This window comes from Chroococcidiopsis sp. SAG 2025 (assembly GCF_032860985.1).
Lineage (GTDB): Bacteria > Cyanobacteriota > Cyanobacteriia > Cyanobacteriales > Chroococcidiopsidaceae > Chroococcidiopsis.
Window position 1 is genome coordinate 12,481 of sequence record NZ_JAOCNC010000014.1, and the last position, 16,900, is coordinate 29,380.

Below are 16,900 nucleotides of genomic sequence, written 5' to 3' on the forward strand. Positions count from 1 at the left end.
TGATTCAATGTCATGCAGTGTTAGTCATGGCGAAAACACCATCATCCAGCAAGTCGGAATCGGTAACACTCAGAATCCCCAATGAAATATTCAGACGGGTTCTGGATTATGCAACTGCCAACACCAAGGGCAATCGCTCCGAAGCCATTGTTGAGTTAATAGAGCTAGGGCTAGCCAATGCCTTGAGTCAGCAATCCACTCAGTCTGAAGTAACACTGCAAGACATTATTAGGCATCAGCAGTTAAGCGAAACTGTCACCGCGCTAGAAAACCAGGTATCCCAGCTAACCGACCTAGTGCAAGCTACTGTATTGCAGCGTCTAACAGAAGTGGAGACAGAACTGATGGGGGAGTCAAAAGCCTGAGAGCGGAAAACTCCGCTCTCAGGCAACAGCAGCCAGAGTTTGAAGCCATCCGCGCTCGCGTCATGAAGGAGCTGAAACTAGGAAGGCAAGCGCCTGGATACAAAGCTGCTGCCAAAGCCCTTGACCGCTTCATCAACGAACTGATGAAGCAAATCCCCAAGCTACAATGACTCGCGAGGGGAATAGAGAGCGCTCTGGATTGTAAGAGTCGATGTCTAGGTCGAGAAAACATGGTTTCCACCAACTGGGGAGCGGACTTGCGTGTGGTGGGTTATCGCTCTAAATCTGGGTGAGGGTATGCTGCGATCGCACACCTGAAATCAGATTTGGCATACGAGAGCGCAAAGGAGTAGGCTGGAAGAGTAGCACGAATCAAGCACAAATATAGCATACTCAATGGCGACCAACAACATTAGAGTCGTGGGCTACCTACCGCCCCCCTATCACGAGAAGTTAGGCGAGTATATGGGGCAATGATAGCGAGGCGGTAACGAAGTGCCATGCAAGGGCTCTCGTCCAGCTAGAGTCAGCAATTCAGAGATCGAGTTGAATTTCACCTCAGCCGAATTCAAGGTCCCACAAAATTTGTCTGAAAGCTTTGTAGCTCAAGCCTTTTGAGGATTGTAGGGCACCGAGTTGCAGCGCAGCTATCTTTAGCCCTGCTACGTTCAAGAAAAAATCGCTATATTGGCGGATGAAACGACTTGACTTTGCCTGAAATTGAGTAAGGATAATGACTCATGGAGCCTATTGGTATCCCCCACCACCAAGATTATCTGAAAGCCAATTGGGAAGGTATCACAGTTGAGTATATGCGCTCGGACGAAACCGGCGACTATGATGCCACGTTTCCGAAGCAGACGATCGGTGTGGCACTGGCTCCCCAAGAGCGGGTGGTGTGGCGTGTAGATGGAGGGTCTAGCCAAACAACACCCTTGATGCCCGCAAGTGTTTTTCTTTACTCATCGAGCGAATTTGTCTGGTCGTACCGTGAGGGAAATAGCGAATGTGTACATCTGACCCTCAATCCTCAGCTGTTAAGCCGAGTGGCAACAGAGTCTTCACTCTCGAATCATGTGGAAATTGAATACCGGGTCTTATTTGCAGATCCAACGATTCTGCATATAGCGCACCTGTTTAAGTCCGAGCTGCTCAACGGTGGATTGGCTGGAAAGCTGTTTACTGAGTCGCTGACGAATGTATTGGCGGTGCATCTACTGCGAAATTACAGCGGATTGATGACTCAGCCCAAGCTAGAAACAGGGTCGTTAAATGGGCTAATGCTCAAACAGCTCAAAGATTTTATTGAAGAGAACCTGGCTCTTGACCTGACGATCGCCAGGATGGCAACGGTTGCTCACGTGAGTCAGTTTCACTTCGCTCGTGAGTTTAAGGCAGCAATGGGTCAGTCGCCGCACCGCTATGTGACCCAGCAACGAATCGAGCGGGCAAAAATGCTGTTGTCTGTAACGCGGCTTTCAGTGTCTGAAGTTGCGGAGCGAGTGGGGTTCTCGAATCAGAGTCACTTTACAGCGCAATTTCGCAAAGCTACAGGCACAACTCCAAAAGCCTATCGCGATAGTCTTTGAGCAAGATTTCGACAAAACCGAGCAAGAATCGGTCGTGAATTACGAGGGTTATTTCTCTAACCTGAAGACATCAGTGAATGGTTAGGAGAATCCAAAGTGACCCGAAAGACAAACGGCATCGATCGACGCAAACTCATTATGGCAGGTGGCACGGTTGCGGGAGCGGCTGCAATTGCCAGCGTGACTCACAACGCTCAAGCGACTGCTCAACAGCCCCTTGCTGCCAACACTGCTAATAGCGGCAGATTTGCAGGGAAAGTTGTTTTAATTACCGGAGCTACGTCTGGGATTGGAGAAACTACCGCTCGGATGTTTGCCAAAGAGGGTGCGATCGTGCATTTCTGCGGTCGGCGCGAAGCACTTGGAAACAAGATTGCTCAAGAAATCAATGCTCAAGGAGGACGAGCAAGCTACCAGAAAGCCGATGTCCGCAATGAACAAGACGTTAAGTCATTTGTCGATACTTGCGTTCAAAAATATGGTCGGATCGACATCGCTTTCAATAATGCTGGAATCGAGAGTAAGCCATTCACCATCGCTGAACAATCTTTAAACGATTGGATGAATGTGATGACAACCAATGCAACGGGAACGTTTCTATCGATGAAGTACGAACTTCCAGTGATGCTTAAGCAGGGAGGTGGCGCGATCGTTAATAACGCCTCGGTTTCCGGGCATGTCGGCTTTGCCACGATCGCGCCCTACAGTGCTAGCAAACACGCCATTATGTCTCTAACCAAAGTTGCCGCCTTAGAATACGCAGACAAGAACATTCGCGTTAACTCAATTTCTCCAGGTGCGGTCGATACTCCCATGCTTCGACGCGCTTTGGCAGCTTGGAAAACTGATTTTGACACCGTTTCTAAAGACTATCCGATCGAGCGAATTGTGCAATCCGATGAGATTGCTAAAACAGTGCTGTGGTTGAGTTCCGCCGATCCTACCTGCGTTGTAGGCACTGACATCGATGTTACAGGTGGCTACCTCGCGAAATAGCCGGCAATTAAACCTACTACTTACTTCATTGCTATGCCAAATCAACCGACTCGAAAAGAATTTTTAAATTTGAGTGCTATTTCTGGTTTCTCGTTTCTTCTTGGCAGTCAAAATCTTTTTGGGGAGAAAGCCTCAGCAGCACCGACAAATGCAAGTACAGATCATCCCAACGTCGCGGTCGTCAAGCGTTACTACGATGCTTATGGCAGAGGCGACCTCGCAACCGTCAGTCAAATTTTTGCTCCTAATATTGTTTGGAGAATTCCAGGGCATCATTCCCTAGCAGGCGTGCACCGAGGACAAGATCAAGTTTTTGCCTTTTTTCAACAGCTAGCCAAAGCCAAGTTTAAAGCAGATGTTTTGTTTTTAGGCGGCAATGATTCTTATGTTGTGGATGTGCATCGCGGCTATAGCAATATGGAACGCGACAATATTGATATTCTTTGGGCTTTGTTGTTTCGTATCCAAAACAATCGCATTGTTGAGGCAACCAATTTTCCCAGCGATCAACACGCCGCCGATGCTTTCTACTCGCGGGTATATCCACTGAAACCGTTGCCCGATCGCTTAGCTTAATTGCAAGGAGAGTTTCAATGCCAACTGAACAAGAAATTCGTCAAACGAATGAGCAAACAGTCCGTGACTTTCTGCGGCTTCTATGTGAGAAAAACATGGATGTCTGGATTGAGCTATGGACGATTGAGGCAGTGCAAGAAATGCCATTCTCACCGCCAGGATTCCCGACTAAAGTTGAGGGACGAGAAGCCCTTCGCCAGCACTACAGCAACCTACCCAAAGCGTATGGACGAATAGCATTTCCTGATTTAGTGATTCATTCGATGCTCGATCCAAACTGGGTTGTAGCCGAATACAGAGGCGAAATTGATGTATTGGCAACGGGTCGCCCGTATAACAATCACTACTGCGGATTGTTCCACCTACGAGAGGGACGCATCACTTTATTTCGTGAATACTATAACCCAACTGTGATGACCGAAGCCTTTGGCGATGCATCGGAGCTTGCCCGTAGCTTTAGCCTAACAAATGACTAACGTTCCAAGCACTAACTTATTCACAACTTCAGCATTAGGAACTTTTTCTATGCAATACACAACACTAGGACACACCGGATTAGTCATCTCACGTCTCGCTTTTGGTGCCATGACGTTTGGCGAAGGGCAACTCGTACCCGGAGTGATGAATAAAATCGATCAATCGATCGCGGATCAAATGGTCAACCAAGCGTTAGACGCAGGCATCAATCTATTTGATACGGCAGATGCCTACACCAATGGACAATCGGAAATGATGTTGGGCAAAGCGTTAGGCGATCGCCGTGACCAAGCTGTCATCGCCACTAAAGTAGGATTCCGTACTGGCAACGCCATCACCAACACTGGACTTTCCTACCGTCACATTCTTGCCTCTGCTGAAGCCAGCCTCAAGCGCTTAGGCACAGACTACATTGACCTGTACCAAATTCACATTCCCGATCCCCTCACCCCACCCGAAGAAACCGTGCGTGCCCTGGATGATTTAGTCCGGCGGGGACTGGTGCGCTACGTAGGATTCTGCAATCTCCAGGCTTGGAGAGCAGCCCGTCTGTTAGGGCTGCAAGAAAGGCAGAACTACGCTCGCTTTGTGGGAGCGCAGATGTATTATTCGCTTCTAGGACGGGATCTGGAGCATGAAATTGTGCCTTTTGTCGAAGACACAGGCATTGGAGTGTTAGTCTGGAGTCCTTTAGCAGGCGGCTTTTTGAGTGGAAAATATACCCGCGAAAATCCCACACCAGAAGGAGCAAGGCTGAACGAGTTTAAGCTTCCTCCCATTGATGTCGAGAAGGGTTATGAGGTGGTTGATGTGCTGAAGGAAATCGCGCAAAATCATGGGGCAACTCCAGCACAGGTGGCGATCGCTTGGATGCTCACCAAGCCTTTTGTTTCTTCAGTCATCATCGGCGCTAACAAGATGCAGCATTTGGACGATAACTTGGGAGCTATCAAACTGAACTTATCAGCTTCTGAGATTGACCAGCTAGAGACGCTGACTAAGCCGCAACTCCTCTACCCTGGCTGGATGCAAGCAATGGGTTGGGATGCAAAGGTCAAAGCTAGTCTTGATGCTGAATGGGGTTGAGCCGAGATAGAGAGCGAAAAATTTCGGGGGAGCTGCTGGGCGACAATTAAACAGGATTTTCAAAAATTAACCATCCCAAAGCCCTTGAAACCGACTAGATACTAATTCGGTGTAACGTACCGTGTGCTGGATATTGCTATGCCCAAGGTAGCTTTGAATTATCCGAGTATCAGTACCTCGGTTGGCTAAATAATAGCCCGTTCCATGTCGCAGCATATGTGCGTGAACAGGAAAAGGTGCAAAATTGCACGAACTTGGCTCTTGTCCACTTTTGGTGATGCTGGGAGAGCTGGCACGCGATTGCCGAAAACTTTGCTGTCTAAGCATTCCAAAATATTTTTGCTCTTCAAGGGGTAAAGGTAGCGAAGATACTGTTGGCGAATTCATGAGAGAAAAATCAGAATTAGCTGCCTTGCGTAGGATTAAGGTAAAGACCAAGCTAGTTAGTGGAGGTGCAATATGTCCATGCAACCCCAAACCATTCCTCCGATTCCAGAGAATACGGTAGTGGTTGCAAGAGCAGCTTTTCCTAAAGGCAATCTCTACATCCAAATTCGGGATAACCTTGGCAGCATCTACCAAGATGAAACCTTCGCATCACTATTTTCTAAACGTGGACAACCTGCTCAAGCTCCTTGGCAACTGGCACTTGTTTGTGTAATGCAGTTTATAGAGAATTTATCTGACCGCCAAGCTGCTGATGCTGTTCGTGCGCGGATTGATTGGAAATATGCACTCAGTCTTTCCCTGAGCGATCCAGGATTCGATTACTCAATTTTGAGTGAATTTCGCACTCGTCTAATTGCAGGCAATGCAGAACAAGAGCTGCTGGACAAGTTGTTGGAGCAATTACGATCCAAGGGATTGCTCAAAGGACACAAACGGCAACGGACGGATTCAACTCATGTTCTGGCTGCCATTCGGATTCTAAATCGACTGGAAACGTTGGGAGAAACATTTCGTGCTGCACTCAATAGTTTAGCTGTCGCAGCTCCAGATTGGCTGGAAGAGCATTTACAAGATGCTTGGTTTGACCGCTACAGTCGTCGCACCGAGAACTATCGGTTGCCTAAGTTAGACAGCGAGCGAGAAGAATTGGGTCGCACGATTGGCAAGGATGGATTTGCGTTGTTAGATGCAATTTACGATTGGGCTACTCCAGAGTGGATGCGACAAATTCCAGCCGTTGAGACACTGCGACGGATTTGGATGCAACAATTTTACGCACCCACTGAAGACGGGAACGTGCAATGGCGCTCGCCCAAAGACATGCCACCATCCACACTGGCAATTCATTCACCCTATGATGTAGAGGCGCATTACAGTTCCAAACGTAGTGTTGATTGGGTCGGTTACAAAGTTCACCTCACTGAAACTTGCGATCGGGATTGTCCGCACTTCATCACTGGAGTATGCACTACCCTATCAACAATATCTGATGATGCAGTCGTTGAATCTGTCCATCAAAGCCTATCGAAAAAATCACTTCTACCCGAAGAGCATTTGGTGGATACAGGGTATGTAACAGCTGACCATATTGTTAATAGTCAGGCAAACTATGGAATCGAACTGCTTGGAAAAGTTCGTATCAATCCCAGTTGGCAGACCCAAAATAACTCTAAGTTTTCTGCTGAGCAGTTTGAAGTGGATTGGGATAATCAAGTCGTCACCTGTCCTAAAGGGCATCAAAGTATCATTTGGCGACCCAAGATTGACAATCGTGGCTTGAGAGTCGTTCACGTCCACTTTTCTCAAGCTGATTGTCGTCATTGTCCAGTCCGAAAACGTTGTACCCACTCTAAAGCTGCCCGAAGATTGACATTACAACCTCAAGCCAAATACAACGCTCTACGTCAGCGACGGCAGGTGCAAGAAACGTCAGAGTTTAAGCAACTCTACCAGCAACGAGCGGGAGTGGAGGGAACATTATCGCAAGGCGTGAGACGTTCTGCCTTAAGGCAGTCTCGATATGTTGGATTGGCGAAAACACATCTTCAGCATATCCTGATTGTCACTGCTCTCAATTTGGTTCGCTTGTCTGCTTGGCTCTCAGCTATCCCACTGGCTCAAACTCGCTACTCTCGATTTATGGAGCTTAAGCCCCAAATAGCGTAGCTTTTTTTCTCCCATGAATTCGCCAACAGTATCAGCGAAGCTGCAACGAAGTGCCACGCGACAGCTAGAAGCTAACGTGTGAGTGGGTTCTAGAAAATTTTTCTCTTTAAGTGGCATCCAGTTGCAATCGCTGATTCATGATTGAAATTGTGACCGCTGCCATGCGGCACGCCAACATACCCGATCACTCCGAACGCGCAATGCCGTTGCCTTCGGTGAGAGCGAAGCTGTTCGCTGTTGCCATTGCAGACTGGTTTCTCACACACTCCAATACCGACTCTGCGTCGCCAGAGGTAATCTCTTTCACTGCCGCGGTCGCACGAGTGCCTAACCATCAGCACTATCCTTACCAAGGCTGCGTGGTTGGGCCAATCGTAAATTCGTTCACGTTTGTGTCTTCTGGCTGGTCAATTGCAAACGCCACAACATTGGCTACTCGAGCGGGTGAGATGCCATATTGCTCATACAACTGAGTCATTTTCTCAGCCACATCTTGGTCGGTAATCCGATCTAACAACTGGGTGTTAATTGCAGCAGGATAAATTGTTGCAGTACGAATGTTAGTCCCCTCTTGAGCAGACTCCATGCGTAGAACTTCCATGAAATCGCGTACAAACCATTTCGTCCCACCATAGATCGCACCACCTGGATAAGCTTTTAATCCAGCCACCGATGAAGTTGTGATAACATGCCCAGATTTTTGGCTAATAAACGTTGGCAATACAGCAGCGATACCATTGAGGACACCCTTGATATTGACATCAACTGTTTGATTCCATTCATCAGTTTTCAATCCAGAAAGTGGAGAATTTGGCATGATGCCAGCGTTCAAGAAAATCACATCGACACCTCCAAATGTTTCTTTAGCAAGCTTGACGATCTGGGCGTGATCGGATGGGTTAACCACATCCATCACTTGATAGACTGCTTGTCCGCCAGCTGTTTGAATTTCATCAACCAGTTGTCTCAATTGCTGCTCGCGACGTGCACCCAATACGACTTTAGCGCCTTTACTTGCAAGCAATTTCGCAGTTGCTTCACCAATCCCTGATGATGCGCCGGTAATAATCACAACTTTGTCTTTAATCATCTTATTCCTCTTTTTGTTGAGTAATTACTGAGTTGGGCTTTCTTCGGACTTGCCAATCAGCGGCTAAGGGCACGCCGACGGTTCGATGTGGCATCAGCAAAAAACCGACCATTACTGCACCGTTTGGCCACCATCGATGACCATGGCGTGCCCGATGACGAAGGCAGCTGCGTCCGAGCACAGCCAGATGACGGCCGCGGCGATCTCCTCAGGCTTGCCCATCCGTCCGACCGGCTCCTCTGCGATCACCTTCGCGCGCCCTTCGTCCGTGCCGCCGGTGAAGCGACCCATCATCGGAGTGTCGATGTAGCCGGGACAGACGGCGTTAATGCGGATGTTCTGCGCGGCATAGTCAAGGGCAGCCGCTCGGGTGAGACCGATCACGCCGTGCTTCGCGGCAGTGTACGCGGGGCTGCCCTTGATGCCAATGATTCCCGCGCCCGAGGACGTGTTGACGATCGCACCGCCTCCCTGCTTGAGGATCGGCGGGATCTCGTGCTTCATGCACAGGAAAACGCCGCGAAGGTTGATGTCAACGATCCGGTTCCACTCCTCCTCCTCGTACTCCGCGATCGGAGCCGGATTCCTCGGCTCGATGCCCGCGTTGTTGAAGGCGAAGTCCAACCGCCCGAAAGCCTCAACGCTCTTGGCTAGAGCTGCCTTCACGTCCTCGGACTGCGTTACATCGCACCTGACGGCGACTGCTCGCCCGCCGAGTTCTTCGATCGTGCGGGCCGTTTCTTGATTGCCCTGTTCTGAAATGTCAGCGACCACTACATTAGCGCCCTCACGGGCAAACGCTAGCGCTGTCGCGCGGCCAATGCCGCTTCCTGCTCCGGTGACAAAGGCTACCTTGCCTGTGTAGTTTCCATTCGAGTTGGGTAGCATGTTTTCTCCTGTTAGTTGCTCGCTTACTGACTGAGATGCTGATTGAAAAAGGACGCAAGCTTGTCCCACGGGATCAGGTTCACCCGATCGTACAAATCGACATGTCCCGCGTTTGGAACGATGTAGAGTTCCTTTGGCTCGGCGGCGCGCTTGTAGACGTCTTCGCTGAACTCCCTAGAATGCGCAATGTCACCCGTGATGAACAGCATGGGACGCGGCGAAATCGTCTCAATGTCATCGAACGGGTAAAAGTTCATGAATTTGACGTTGCTGGTCAGTGTCGGATGCGTTGTCAGTTTCGGCGACGAACCTTCGGGGGTGTATTCGCCCCTGGGAGTGCGGTAGAAGTCATAGAACTCACGCTCAATGGCGGTGGAGTTCTCATTCAATTCATGCACGGTCCCGCTTGTGTATTTGGTCTCGCCGCCCGTGAACTCCGCATAGCGTTGCTCAGCCGCCTCTGCAATGGCTTTCTGCCTCTGTTCGAGGGACATAGAATGCCTAAGCCCGTTACGATTGGCCGCACCCATGTTATACATGCTGACCGTCGCAATAGCCTTCATGCGGGGGTCTATCTTGGCAGCGCTAATGACGAAGCTCCCACTGCCACAAATCCCAAGAACGCCAATCCGGTCCCTATCAACGAATGGCCGGGTGCCCAGAAAATCGACCGCAGCACTGAAATCCTCGGCATAAATATCCGGCGAAACAACGTTGCGAGGCCGCCCCTCACTCTCGCCCCAGAAGGACAAATCTAGGGACAAGGTGACGAATCCCTGCTCAGCCAGCTTTTGGGCATACAGATTTGCGCTCTGTTCTTTTACTGCGCCCATTGGATGCCCGACAATGATTGCCGGATTCTTAGCGGTCTGATTCAAGGTTTTGGGAATGAAGAGATTCCCGGCAACTTGCATGTTGTATTGGTTTTTGAATGTAACCTTCTGCATGGTCACCTTGTCGCTCTTATAGAAGTTGTCCGCCCCCTCGACCACAGCGGACTGCTGTACGGGTGCTTGGAGGCTCTTACGCGAGACGTGTGTTTTGTCGGGTGCAGATGCCGCCGTTGCGCAGATTGCACTTATCAAGAGGGTTGGTATTAGAACCCGGTGTTTCATTGAGTTCTCCATTTGTGTGGGTTTATCTAGCGAGTGAGCTTCGGTTCGACGCGCCTGCCTTCAGCAGGGTCATGTCGATGACATCGCGACGTTTAATTCGGGTAGAGTCCAGGGGTGATTTTGCACTGGCTGCGGCTACGCTTTCGTGTTGTACATGATGGATACTCCTATTGATTTACATTGAATGTCTGGTATTGCTCGTCGCTGACCTGTTCCATCCAGTCCACGACCTTGCCGTCGAGTTGTTCCTGAATAGCGATGTGAGCCATGGCTGTAGTGGCTGTAGCGCCGTGCCAGTGTTTCACATCTGGCGGAATCCAGACGACATCACCAGGCCTGATTTTCTGAATTGCACCGCCCCACTGCTGAACCCAACCAACTCCAGCCGTCACAATGAGGGTCTGCCCCAGGGGATGGGTGTGCCATGCGGTTCGGGCACCTGGCTCGAAGGTGACACTGGCACCACCCGCGCGGGCTGAACCTTGTGCTGAGAATAGGGGGTCAATGCGGACGAAACCTGTAAAGTTTTCGGCTGGTCCTCTGGTGGAAGGCTGCGAACCGTTTCGTCTAACTTCTACAAGTTGTGTGTTATTGCTCGATGGGACTTGTGCTTGTTCCACAGGAGAGAAACCCAAAGCAAGCAGGGAAGATGACACGATTGTTGTCGCAAGCAGTTTCATTTCTATCTCCTTTGACGTTTCTACTGAATTAGCTCTACCGTCACGTTGATAGAACCAGGGACATTAAATGCTTCTACGCCAGCATCGATCTTGCCGATTGTGATGATGCCAGGGTCAGGGATGTTCTGTCCGTCGTGGCGATAATAAATAGCCACATCAGGACCGGGAGACCAGTAAATGATGTCTCCAACGTCATACGTTTTGGTTCGCTCTCCCTCCTCCGAAATCGCTCTCGGTAAATGGGCAAACTTTTCTCTTTCAAGCAAATCGTTCATGATCAACGTTAATGGCAGTAGGGAAATAAAATCTCGTGTGGTTGGGTTGTCAATTAATGTGGCTGTAACGATTTTGTCTCCGACTTTGATGTTGATCTTCATACTGTTTGCCTGCTGGGTTGATAGTTCAGTCGGCATCTTCGATGAGGCACTGCCAGGCACACTGTTATCAGCACGGCAGGCTGAGTAACTCAGGGACATCACCAAGGCGATCGTCAGAATCAGCATTCTCCTGCCGCAGTTTCTTTGCTGAGTGGCAAACCATTTCAAATGCCTCAAGGCCCTCTCCATAAGTTTTCTTCTTAAATAAAAATCCAGACGCTTACAAGAAGCCGGAATCACGTTTCATTGCTTTAACCTCATTCTAGGAATCCTGAAAGGCAAGCAATAGGATGATCGTCTAGGATCGTTGTACAATCCTGCAAACTTGCACCAGCTTCAATTTAAGTCACGCTAGATTCTTATACAGGCTTAGCTGCCAAACCCTTTCTAAACCTTGATATTTCCATAAATCTATTTGAACAGGCACAAGAAATGAACGCTGCAAGAACGAGTGAAAAGTCCGATAGAGCGTTGATGAATGACCTTCAGGCAAAGCGCGAGGCATACAGAGCGCAAGCCAACCGAGAGGAACTAACGGAGCGAATTGCCCAAGCGCTTCGTCAAGATGGAGCGATCGAGCCGCTGAAAGGATTGCACTTCTACCGTTCCTCTTCCCCTTCGGAATGCTTTCATAGTGTCTCTATTCCTGCCTTTTGTGTAATTGCTCAAGGCAGCAAAGAAGTCCTTCTGGGCAGCGATCGCTATCAGTACGACCCAATGCATTATTTGCTTGGGACGGTTGAACTGCCAATTGCCAGCCGAATTCTAGAAGCAACTCAGGAAAAACCGTACCTGGGTCTTCGCTTCGATCTCGACCCCACCCTGGTTGGTTCAGTCATGGTTGAGGCAGGCTATCCTTCAGTCCAAAAGGGTGCTAGTGTCAAAGCGATCGATGTCAGTCCATTGGATGCAGATCTATTGGATGCTGTGGTGCGGCTTGTCAGGTTAATAGATTCCTCTGCTGAAGCATATGTTCTCGCACCCCTGATCAAGCGAGAAATCATTTACCGACTCCTGATGGGAGAACAAGGTGCTCGGCTGCGTCAGATTGCCGTTCTCGGTGGCTACACGCACCATATTGCCAAAGCCGTCGATCGACTTCGCAAAGACTTTACCCAGCCGATCAAGATTGAAAGCATTGCACGAGAGCTTGGCATGAGCGTTTCGGGCTTTCACCATCACTTCAAGTCGGTGACTGCCATGAGTCCCTTGCAGTTCCAGAAGCAACTGCGCCTCCAAGAAGCTCGCCGTTTGATGCTGGGGCAAAACCTAGACGCGACCAGTGCGGCGTACCAAGTGGGGTATGACGATGCCTCGCACTTCAACCGAGAGTACAAGCGGCTCTTTGGAGCACCACCCATGCGTGATGTGGAGCGGCTACGAGAAAGGGCGATGGTGACAGCCAATGTTTGATTAGGATTGACAAAGGACTTCTGGGTGGATTGAAAAGTAGAAAGTTTTTCTAGAATCTATGTTGGAACTAGCTTCCAGCCGTCGCGTGGCACTTCGTTGCAGCTTTGCTGATACTGTTGGCGAATTCATGGGAGAAAAAAAGCTACGCTATTTGGGGCTTAAGCTCCATAAATCGAGAGTAGCGAGTTTGAGCCAGTGGGATAGCTGAGAGCCAAGCAGACAAGCGAACCAAATTGAGAGCAGTGACAATCAGGATATGCTGAAGATGTGTTTTCGCCAATCCAACATATCGAGACTGCCTTAAGGCAGAACGTCTCACGCCTTGCGATAATGTTCCCTCCACTCCCGCTCGTTGCTGGTAGAGTTGCTTAAACTCTGACGTTTCTTGCACCTGCCGTCGCTGACGTAGAGCGTTGTATTTGGCTTGAGGTTGTAATGTCAATCTTCGGGCAGCTTTAGAGTGGGTACAACGTTTTCGGACTGGACAATGACGACAATCAGCTTGAGAAAAGTGGACGTGAACGACTCTCAAGCCACGATTGTCAATCTTGGGTCGCCAAATGATACTTTGATGCCCTTTAGGACAGGTGACGACTTGATTATCCCAATCCACTTCAAACTGCTCAGCAGAAAACTTAGAGTTATTTTGGGTCTGCCAACTGGGATTGATACGAACTTTTCCAAGCAGTTCGATTCCATAGTTTGCCTGACTATTAACAATATGGTCAGCTGTTACATACCCTGTATCCACCAAATGCTCTTCGGGTAGAAGTGATTTTTTCGATAGGCTTTGATGGACAGATTCAACGACTGCATCATCAGATATTGTTGATAGGGTAGTGCATACTCCAGTGATGAAGTGCGGACAATCCCGATCGCAAGTTTCAGTGAGGTGAACTTTGTAACCGACCCAATCAACACTACGTTTGGAACTGTAATGCGCCTCTACATCATAGGGTGAATGAATTGCCAGTGTGGATGGTGGCATGTCTTTGGGCGAGCGCCATTGCACGTTCCCGTCTTCAGTGGGTGCGTAAAATTGTTGCATCCAAATCCGTCGCAGTGTCTCAACGGCTGGAATTTGTCGCATCCACTCTGGAGTAGCCCAATCGTAAATTGCATCTAACAACGCAAATCCATCCTTGCCAATCGTGCGACCCAATTCTTCTCGCTCGCTGTCTAACTTAGGCAACCGATAGTTCTCGGTGCGACGACTGTAGCGGTCAAACCAAGCATCTTGTAAATGCTCTTCCAGCCAATCTGGAGCTGCGACAGCTAAACTATTGAGTGCAGCACGAAATGTTTCTCCCAACGTTTCCAGTCGATTTAGAATCCGAATGGCAGCCAGAACATGAGTTGAATCCGTCCGTTGCCGTTTGTGTCCTTTGAGCAATCCCTTGGATCGTAATTGCTCCAACAACTTGTCCAGCAGCTCTTGTTCTGCATTGCCTGCAATTAGACGAGTGCGAAATTCACTCAAAATTGAGTAATCGAATCCTGGATCGCTCAGGGAAAGACTGAGTGCATATTTCCAATCAATCCGCGCACGAACAGCATCAGCAGCTTGGCGGTCAGATAAATTCTCTATAAACTGCATTACACAAACAAGTGCCAGTTGCCAAGGAGCTTGAGCAGGTTGTCCACGTTTAGAAAATAGTGATGCGAAGGTTTCATCTTGGTAGATGCTGCCAAGGTTATCCCGAATTTGGATGTAGAGATTGCCTTTAGGAAAAGCTGCTCTTGCAACCACTACCGTATTCTCTGGAATCGGAGGAATGGTTTGGGGTTGCATGGACATATTGCACCTCCACTAACTAGCTTGGTCTTTACCTTAATCCTACGCAAGGCAGCTAATTCTGATTTTTCTCTCATGAATTCGCCAACAGTATCTTTGCTACCTTTACCCCTTCAAAGTTTTCACATTTATCAATGGAGAAATTTTGGGAGAACCTTTATCTGGTGAACGTTCCAGAGATCGGAAGGCGTTTGGATGCAACTTCGCTGCATCCAAACGCCTTCAGAGCCGACAATTCTATCGGCTAAATCCCCTACTCCGTTCACGTTCGGCTTCCCACTGCCGCTGCGACTGTTGCAGCTGCTCTTTCACCTTTGACCGTAAGGAGTGCATTCTCTCTCTTTCTTCTCTTGTGGGGTTAAACACAACAGTTTTCTCCCCCTCCACCCTGAGAATTTCACGATTATCCGCTTTCACAATCACGCTGACGGTATTACCTATTTGCTTGATTCTCCATTGATTCCCGTCAAGACTAAGCTCGCCGTCCGCTTGTGGTTGAGCGCCAATGAGCCGAAACAACTGCTGCACGGCAATAGAGATTTCTCTGCCCTCCTGCTGCCGCTCTCGTTCCTGGCGCTGTTCTTCTTTTATATGATTTAGTCGTGTCTTTACTTGGGGAGTGTTGAGGTATTCTCTCAACTGCTCCATTTCCTTCGTTGCAGGGGATGATTGCCAGCGGCGGTATTCCTCTTGTTGGCTGTGCCATTCTTCTACTCTCTTACCCGCTGCCATCCAGTTAGAATAAACCCGATCCCTTTGCGCCGATATCTTTTCAAGTTCGGCAAGATCGGTCTTGTATTTGGGTAACAACCGTGTCAACCAGGAAGCATTTTCTAGTTCGTCCAGTTTTTCAAGAGTTTGTTGGAATAAATCGTCATATAAAGCTGCTAGTCTCCGCTCATCTCTTTGAAGCCGTTGCAGCTCTTGCTCGTTGGGATGAGTTGGCTGCTTGGCGAAGTATGCCGCTACTTTCTTTTGGGCTGCCAATAGTTCGGCATCGCCGATCTGGGGCGCTAGTTCTTGGATGCGGCGCTGTATCCCATTCCAGCTATAGTCAGTCCCTAATTTATTGCCAGGAGTAGCAACAGTGACACCATCTTGAGTGTATTGGTAGGAAATGCCGCTGATGCTGCCATCCCGTTTTTGGCGGGTTTGGATCTGCACAGAGGCTGACTGCATTTTCTCGATAAATTGCTCCGGGCTATCGCACGACTGAATTACCCTGTCGGCAATGTCTTGAATCTGTTGTTTGACACTTGGGGTTGAGTGTTGACAATCGGCTTCTTCTCTTCGCTGCTGCTCAAACTGCCCCTTGGTAATTCCCCGTCGCTCCACTTCCCAGCTGCTCAACACTGGAGTCAAGTTGTATTCCCTTTCCAAGGAGCGGATAATATCTTGACTCAAGAGATAGTCCCAACTGTCATCCACAATCGTCCCGTCCAGCTTGACCCTAGCAGCGACGATATGAATGTGGTCGTGGTCGCGGTCGAAGTGACGCACTACTATATATTGATTGCGGGTAAATCCCATTTGCTGGAGATAGTCGGCAGCAATAGAATTCCAGCGCTCGTCATCCAAATGCTCGGCGTAGTCTTCTAGCTTGGGCAAGGATAAGCTGGCATGGAATACTGGTTGCTTGATGTCGGGGTTGAGTTGTCGCGACAGTTTGAATTCAGCTGCCAACTCCCGTGCATTTTCCCCCAACATATTCCCACCAATCAGCTCTGCCTGCTCCTTGTCCATCAGGTAGCTCAAGCAGCCCCTAAATCCTCGTCCTTTGGAAATGTTACCGATCACCGACAATCTCCAGTCCCAACTGCTTAATGGTTTGGTAAACCTTTTGCCAATGTTCCACCGTTACTTTAGGCTCGTGTCCCATCTTCACTGCCGTGTTAGCTGCTTTTGCTAACTGGTTGACGTTGTTGCCCAACTTCGCCAGCTGCTCGTAAGTGGCGATCGCGATTTCGCTTTTGGGTTGGGGCAGCGGTTTTCTAGAGCAGCACGTCGCACCAATTCACTCAAAGTTAGTCCAGAGGCGATCGCTTTTTGACTGACTGCTGCGTATTCGTCTTCGGTGAATCGGATGCGTACCATCCGAGTCCGCTTTGGTTTTGGTTTGGTCACGCGGGCATTACCTCCAGGGGAACCCCTTCTGGCAAGCTGCCGCCGACCCGATGATAACACGCTCTACGGAGAAAATGTTGCTACGGCGGCATAGCTTGCTCCTGACCAAAATCTATGGGGTAAACGGGGTGGGGATCGGCAGGTGGGTGATGTGTACCGTGGGTGATGGCGGTGGTGGGTGATGGGGTGGACAGCGGTGGCGGGGTGATTGGGG

General features: G+C 49.3%; 19 protein-coding genes. 9 read left to right on the plus strand and 10 right to left on the minus strand.

What is annotated here, in order from left to right:
• Positions 1-26 precede the first annotated feature (26 nt).
• The 6 genes from N4J56_RS40610 (at position 27) to N4J56_RS40635 (ending at position 5,089) form a co-directional block, all read left to right on the plus strand.
• The gene (locus N4J56_RS40610; protein ID WP_317112737.1) at positions 27-365 is read left to right on the plus strand and encodes a hypothetical protein; all 339 of its coding nucleotides are present in this window, start codon (positions 27-29) and stop codon (positions 363-365) included.
• A 740-nt stretch (positions 366-1,105) separates the two neighbouring features.
• Positions 1,106-1,954: an AraC family transcriptional regulator gene (locus tag N4J56_RS40615; protein WP_317112739.1), complete on the plus strand. Its 849-nt coding sequence runs from the start codon at positions 1,106-1,108 to the stop codon at positions 1,952-1,954.
• Between the two features lie 96 nt (positions 1,955-2,050).
• Complete coding sequence (locus N4J56_RS40620) at positions 2,051-2,950, plus strand: SDR family NAD(P)-dependent oxidoreductase (protein ID WP_317112741.1); 900 nt, start codon at positions 2,051-2,053, stop codon at positions 2,948-2,950.
• Positions 2,951-2,983: 33 nt separating this feature from the next.
• Positions 2,984-3,526, plus strand: a complete 543-nt coding sequence (locus tag N4J56_RS40625; protein ID WP_317112742.1) for a nuclear transport factor 2 family protein — start codon at positions 2,984-2,986, stop codon at positions 3,524-3,526.
• Between the two features lie 17 nt (positions 3,527-3,543).
• Positions 3,544-4,002 (plus strand): nuclear transport factor 2 family protein, encoded by a 459-nt coding sequence (locus tag N4J56_RS40630; RefSeq protein ID WP_317112743.1) that lies wholly within the window; start codon positions 3,544-3,546, stop codon positions 4,000-4,002.
• Positions 4,003-4,051: 49 nt separating this feature from the next.
• Positions 4,052-5,089, plus strand: a complete 1,038-nt coding sequence (locus N4J56_RS40635) for an aldo/keto reductase (protein ID WP_317112744.1) — start codon at positions 4,052-4,054, stop codon at positions 5,087-5,089.
• 66 nt (positions 5,090-5,155) lie between these two features.
• Here the strand turns inward: N4J56_RS40635 and N4J56_RS40640 are convergent, their stop codons facing one another.
• The gene (locus tag N4J56_RS40640) at positions 5,156-5,476 is read right to left on the minus strand and encodes a tyrosine-type recombinase/integrase (RefSeq protein WP_317112745.1); all 321 of its coding nucleotides are present in this window, start codon (positions 5,474-5,476) and stop codon (positions 5,156-5,158) included.
• A gap of 72 nt (positions 5,477-5,548) precedes the next feature.
• Here N4J56_RS40640 and N4J56_RS40645 point away from each other — a divergent pair, with 72 nt between their 5' ends.
• On the plus strand, positions 5,549-7,204 hold the full coding sequence (locus N4J56_RS40645) for an IS1182 family transposase (protein ID WP_317104600.1): 1,656 nt from the start codon (positions 5,549-5,551) through the stop codon (positions 7,202-7,204).
• A gap of 346 nt (positions 7,205-7,550) precedes the next feature.
• Here the strand turns inward: N4J56_RS40645 and N4J56_RS40650 are convergent, their stop codons facing one another.
• The 5 genes from N4J56_RS40650 to N4J56_RS40670 form a co-directional block, all read right to left on the minus strand.
• Positions 7,551-8,294 (minus strand): SDR family oxidoreductase, encoded by a 744-nt coding sequence (locus N4J56_RS40650; protein WP_317112747.1) that lies wholly within the window; start codon positions 8,292-8,294, stop codon positions 7,551-7,553.
• A gap of 111 nt (positions 8,295-8,405) precedes the next feature.
• Positions 8,406-9,182, minus strand: a complete 777-nt coding sequence (locus N4J56_RS40655; RefSeq protein WP_317112749.1) for an SDR family oxidoreductase — start codon at positions 9,180-9,182, stop codon at positions 8,406-8,408.
• A gap of 23 nt (positions 9,183-9,205) precedes the next feature.
• Positions 9,206-10,297 (minus strand): alpha/beta hydrolase, encoded by a 1,092-nt coding sequence (locus tag N4J56_RS40660; RefSeq protein WP_317112750.1) that lies wholly within the window; start codon positions 10,295-10,297, stop codon positions 9,206-9,208.
• Between the two features lie 167 nt (positions 10,298-10,464).
• Positions 10,465-10,977, minus strand: coding sequence for a cupin domain-containing protein (locus N4J56_RS40665; protein ID WP_317112752.1), 513 nt, complete (start codon positions 10,975-10,977; stop codon positions 10,465-10,467).
• Between the two features lie 20 nt (positions 10,978-10,997).
• On the minus strand, positions 10,998-11,543 hold the full coding sequence (locus N4J56_RS40670) for a cyclophilin-like fold protein (RefSeq protein WP_317112753.1): 546 nt from the start codon (positions 11,541-11,543) through the stop codon (positions 10,998-11,000).
• A gap of 243 nt (positions 11,544-11,786) precedes the next feature.
• Between N4J56_RS40670 and N4J56_RS40675 the strand changes: the two genes are divergently transcribed.
• Positions 11,787-12,767 carry an AraC family transcriptional regulator gene (locus N4J56_RS40675; protein WP_317112754.1) on the plus strand — a complete coding sequence of 327 codons (981 nt, stop codon included), beginning with the start codon at positions 11,787-11,789 and terminating at the stop codon, positions 12,765-12,767.
• Between the two features lie 142 nt (positions 12,768-12,909).
• Here N4J56_RS40675 and N4J56_RS40680 read toward each other — a convergent pair whose 3' ends face one another.
• The 4 genes from N4J56_RS40680 to N4J56_RS40695 form a co-directional block, all read right to left on the minus strand.
• Positions 12,910-14,565, minus strand: a complete 1,656-nt coding sequence (locus tag N4J56_RS40680) for an IS1182 family transposase (protein WP_317104600.1) — start codon at positions 14,563-14,565, stop codon at positions 12,910-12,912.
• A gap of 234 nt (positions 14,566-14,799) precedes the next feature.
• Complete coding sequence (locus N4J56_RS40685; RefSeq protein WP_317112756.1) at positions 14,800-16,359, minus strand: relaxase/mobilization nuclease domain-containing protein; 1,560 nt, start codon at positions 16,357-16,359, stop codon at positions 14,800-14,802.
• Positions 16,349-16,492 (minus strand): plasmid mobilization relaxosome protein MobC, encoded by a 144-nt coding sequence (gene mobC, locus N4J56_RS40690; protein WP_317112757.1) that lies wholly within the window; start codon positions 16,490-16,492, stop codon positions 16,349-16,351. Before mobC ends, N4J56_RS40685 begins: the two co-directional genes overlap by 11 nt.
• Positions 16,468-16,656 (minus strand): plasmid mobilization protein, encoded by a 189-nt coding sequence (locus N4J56_RS40695; RefSeq protein WP_317112758.1) that lies wholly within the window; start codon positions 16,654-16,656, stop codon positions 16,468-16,470. Before N4J56_RS40695 ends, mobC begins: the two co-directional genes overlap by 25 nt.
• Here N4J56_RS40695 and N4J56_RS40700 point away from each other — a divergent pair.
• Positions 16,646-16,780 carry a hypothetical protein gene (locus tag N4J56_RS40700; protein ID WP_317112759.1) on the plus strand — a complete coding sequence of 45 codons (135 nt, stop codon included), beginning with the start codon at positions 16,646-16,648 and terminating at the stop codon, positions 16,778-16,780. The genes N4J56_RS40695 and N4J56_RS40700 overlap by 11 nt on opposite strands.
• Positions 16,781-16,900 lie beyond the last annotated feature (120 nt).

What these genes read in the sequence shown, in the direction of transcription:
- N4J56_RS40610 (WP_317112737.1), top strand. Translation starts at nt 27, where the DNA reads ATGGCGAAAACACCATCATCCAGCAAGTCGGAATCGGTAACACTCAGA.
- N4J56_RS40615 (WP_317112739.1), top strand. Translation starts at nt 1,106, where the DNA reads ATGGAGCCTATTGGTATCCCCCACCACCAAGATTATCTGAAAGCCAAT.
- N4J56_RS40625 (WP_317112742.1), top strand. Translation starts at nt 2,984, where the DNA reads ATGCCAAATCAACCGACTCGAAAAGAATTTTTAAATTTGAGTGCTATT.
- N4J56_RS40630 (WP_317112743.1), top strand. Translation starts at nt 3,544, where the DNA reads ATGCCAACTGAACAAGAAATTCGTCAAACGAATGAGCAAACAGTCCGT.
- N4J56_RS40635 (WP_317112744.1), top strand. Translation starts at nt 4,052, where the DNA reads ATGCAATACACAACACTAGGACACACCGGATTAGTCATCTCACGTCTC.
- N4J56_RS40640 (WP_317112745.1), bottom strand. Translation starts at nt 5,476, where the DNA reads ATGAATTCGCCAACAGTATCTTCGCTACCTTTACCCCTTGAAGAGCAA.
- N4J56_RS40645 (WP_317104600.1), top strand. Translation starts at nt 5,549, where the DNA reads ATGTCCATGCAACCCCAAACCATTCCTCCGATTCCAGAGAATACGGTA.
- N4J56_RS40650 (WP_317112747.1), bottom strand. Translation starts at nt 8,294, where the DNA reads ATGATTAAAGACAAAGTTGTGATTATTACCGGCGCATCATCAGGGATT.
- N4J56_RS40655 (WP_317112749.1), bottom strand. Translation starts at nt 9,182, where the DNA reads ATGCTACCCAACTCGAATGGAAACTACACAGGCAAGGTAGCCTTTGTC.
- N4J56_RS40660 (WP_317112750.1), bottom strand. Translation starts at nt 10,297, where the DNA reads ATGAAACACCGGGTTCTAATACCAACCCTCTTGATAAGTGCAATCTGC.
- N4J56_RS40665 (WP_317112752.1), bottom strand. Translation starts at nt 10,977, where the DNA reads ATGAAACTGCTTGCGACAACAATCGTGTCATCTTCCCTGCTTGCTTTG.
- N4J56_RS40670 (WP_317112753.1), bottom strand. Translation starts at nt 11,543, where the DNA reads ATGGAGAGGGCCTTGAGGCATTTGAAATGGTTTGCCACTCAGCAAAGA.
- N4J56_RS40675 (WP_317112754.1), top strand. Translation starts at nt 11,787, where the DNA reads ATGAACGCTGCAAGAACGAGTGAAAAGTCCGATAGAGCGTTGATGAAT.
- N4J56_RS40680 (WP_317104600.1), bottom strand. Translation starts at nt 14,565, where the DNA reads ATGTCCATGCAACCCCAAACCATTCCTCCGATTCCAGAGAATACGGTA.
- N4J56_RS40700 (WP_317112759.1), top strand. Translation starts at nt 16,646, where the DNA reads ATGCGTACCATCCGAGTCCGCTTTGGTTTTGGTTTGGTCACGCGGGCA.
- N4J56_RS40695 (WP_317112758.1), bottom strand. Translation starts at nt 16,656, where the DNA reads ATGGTACGCATCCGATTCACCGAAGACGAATACGCAGCAGTCAGTCAA.